The organism is Winogradskyella vidalii, assembly GCF_013403955.1.
Lineage (GTDB): Bacteria > Bacteroidota > Bacteroidia > Flavobacteriales > Flavobacteriaceae > Winogradskyella > Winogradskyella vidalii.
Window position 1 is genome coordinate 1 of record NZ_JABFDG010000030.1, and the last position, 2,579, is coordinate 2,579.

The window sequence follows — 2,579 nt, forward strand, 5'->3', positions numbered from 1 at the left end:
AAAACTATTCCAGGTATAGGAAATAAAACCGCAGTAATGCTATTGGTTTTAACCGATGGATTTGATCGTTTTAAAAGCGGTAGCGAATTGTGTAGTTATGCTGGATTAACCCCTGTAGTTAGAAAGAGTGGGAGTAGTGTAAATGGACGGCCTCGTATCAGTAAAATAGGAAATCAGAAACTACGTAATCTGTTATTTATGTGCAGCTTTAATGCTTGTAAATACAATAAAGCATGTCGTGATATTTATGAGAGAATAGTAGCAAAAGGAAAGAGTAAAAAATTGGCATTGATAGCGGTGTGTAATAAACTATTAAAACAGGCTTTTGCTATAGCAAAATCAGGTTTAATATATGATGATACATATAGAAGTACTTTAGTGAAAAATTAGTGCATTTTTACTTGTTTTTTACCACAGTACTTTGTTGTAAGCAGTTTTTATTCTTCAACTTCAGGATTCATAGGTGAAAGATAAGTATCATTTTGTTCAGAAACCTTTCCTTTTTTCATAACCCATACTTTAAATTTATTTTCATTTCCTCTTTCAATATCTTCATCATCTTGTACGTATAAAATTCCGTACGAACCTTTCGAAATATGAGAAATCCATTTAAAAAAATCAATTACGTGTTCAGTTCGATGGTTATGATTTGCCATTATTGATAAATGATAAGTTCCATTCAAACCTTTTAATGAGTAAATTTCATTTCCGTAATCTAATTCAGATATTTTCAGTTCGATTTTATTTACAATGGAATTCAGAAGTTTGTCGTTATCATCTTCTTCTTTAAAAGACTCTCTAATTATTGCCCATCCATTAAATTCAATCATTTTTGTTTGTTTCTTGAGTGTTGCGTTAAATTGCTTACAACGTGTTTGTGTATGCTTAGTTGCGTGGTTAGGCAACTAATTTAGTAAACTTTTACGAACCTGAGAATATTCCGAAGGAATATTCCAGATAAGCAGAAACAAAGCAATTAAATATACACGGTGTTGGCAGCTGTGCTTATTTTTTTATCCGCTATGTTTTTTTAATAAACGATAATTTAATATACTTCAATTAGTTCTCTAATTAACTTAAACATTAAATAAATCGAGCCATAATCTGTTTTTAGTCCTGCGTTGTTGCTAATCAGACACGCATTTTACGTTCAGCTTGGAAATCCTGCGTTATATTTTTAATATCGAGGAAACTTGTCAAATTCCAGTTCTTATGTTAAATTAATTATATGATTATTCTAGTTTAGTTCCGCAAGAAATTAAAATTTCCGACTCCATTTTTTCTGATTTTACTTACTTAAAAGTCAAAAAAAAAATCGCGAAAAAGAAACTAGGCTTTTTTATTACGATGAAGTTATTTTCTAACCGTAATTTTTCGTTCTGCTTGTAATTCCTGCGTTGTGATTTTCATTCTAACGTTCGGAAATCCAATTTTATTTTTATTCTTAAAATTCAGAGTTGTATAAGTTCCAATTTAGAGTTGGATTTTGCCGCACACGCATTGCTGCCAACGGTCTTGTGTATGGTTAGTTGCGTGTTTAAGCAACTAATTTAGTAAACAAAAACGAACGCGAGAAAATTCCGAAGGAATTTTCCAAATAAGCAACGACCAAAGCAATTAATTATACACGTTGTTGTAAACTGTGCTTTTATTTTTCCGCCATTAATTTCGCGTAAAATTTTTCTTTTTTCGCATTATTAGGTGCCTTTTCATATAAATCAAAAAGTCCGAATAAATAAAGTCTTTCGTTCATTGTCATTCCTCCAATTCCGTTAATTGCAGAGTCTCTAAATTCCGACCATATTCCGTAAACTTTTTCAAAATCCGCCTTTTTGTCAATCCACGCATTTCCAAGATATCGTTCAACATTTTCTTTTAATTCAACAGCATTTTGTTCGTCAGTTTTCCATTTTTGGATAAATTCCGCTAACTCTTGAACATTTTTTTCAGATGATATTTTTCTGATATTTTTTGTCAATTCATCAATATTCATTTCCGCAAGAGTTGTTTTTCAGCATTGTTTACAATTGTACTTATAAATCAGATACTTTTCTTTTTAACCAATTCATAAAATCCTCTCTATGATATTCTTTCCATTCATTTGTCAGAAGATATTCAGTTTCTCGGTTTTCAATCGGTTTTGCATAATATCTCGGATTCCCATTTATTAATCCGTTTTCTTTCAGAGATATTTTTTTGTCCACTTTTTTTAGAATAGGGAAGATTACGTTAAAAGTAAATTTAGAGTAATCTTTTTTCAGTAAATTTTGAATTTCATTTTCAGAAATTAAATCCTTTTCCAAAATTATAGACATTGTATTCTTAACTAATTTTCCGATTTTCAGTTTGTCAAGTTCTTTTTTTTCGCTCTCTGATATTTCCATAATTCCGATTTTCTATCTATGATTTTTTCAAATGCGTACTGCTTTTCGGCATTGTTTACAACGCTAGGGCTATGGTTTCGTTGCGAAACGATAGTCAGCGTATTTCGGGTTGAAGGATTAAAGATAGCAAAAGCGAATGAATTTTCCAGAGGAAAATTCGGACGCAATGAACTATAGGCAATGTTAGCAGCTGTT

General features: G+C 31.0%; 5 protein-coding genes. 1 reads left to right on the forward strand and 4 read right to left on the reverse strand.

Features of this window, described 5'->3' with window-relative positions:
* Positions 1 to 390, forward strand: a 390-nt coding sequence (locus tag HM982_RS18280; RefSeq protein ID WP_179354731.1) for a transposase, incomplete at its 5' end; no start/stop codon positions are given.
* A gap of 47 nt (positions 391 to 437) precedes the next feature.
* Here HM982_RS18280 and HM982_RS18285 read toward each other — a convergent pair.
* The 4 genes from HM982_RS18285 to HM982_RS18465 all read right to left on the reverse strand — a co-directional run.
* Positions 438 to 905 carry an immunity 7 family protein gene (locus HM982_RS18285; protein WP_179354761.1) on the reverse strand — a complete coding sequence of 156 codons (468 nt, stop codon included), beginning with the start codon at positions 903 to 905 and terminating at the stop codon, positions 438 to 440.
* Between the two features lie 743 nt (positions 906 to 1,648).
* Entirely contained in the window at positions 1,649 to 1,993 is a 345-nt protein-coding gene (locus tag HM982_RS18290) for a hypothetical protein (protein WP_179354762.1), read from the reverse strand.
* A 40-nt stretch (positions 1,994 to 2,033) separates the two neighbouring features.
* Positions 2,034 to 2,384 (reverse strand): hypothetical protein, encoded by a 351-nt coding sequence (locus HM982_RS18295; RefSeq protein ID WP_179354763.1) that lies wholly within the window; start codon positions 2,382 to 2,384, stop codon positions 2,034 to 2,036.
* The coding region (locus tag HM982_RS18465) for a hypothetical protein (protein ID WP_218849895.1) at positions 2,342 to 2,579 on the reverse strand (238 nt) is incomplete at its 5' end. The genes HM982_RS18465 and HM982_RS18295, both read right to left, overlap by 43 nt.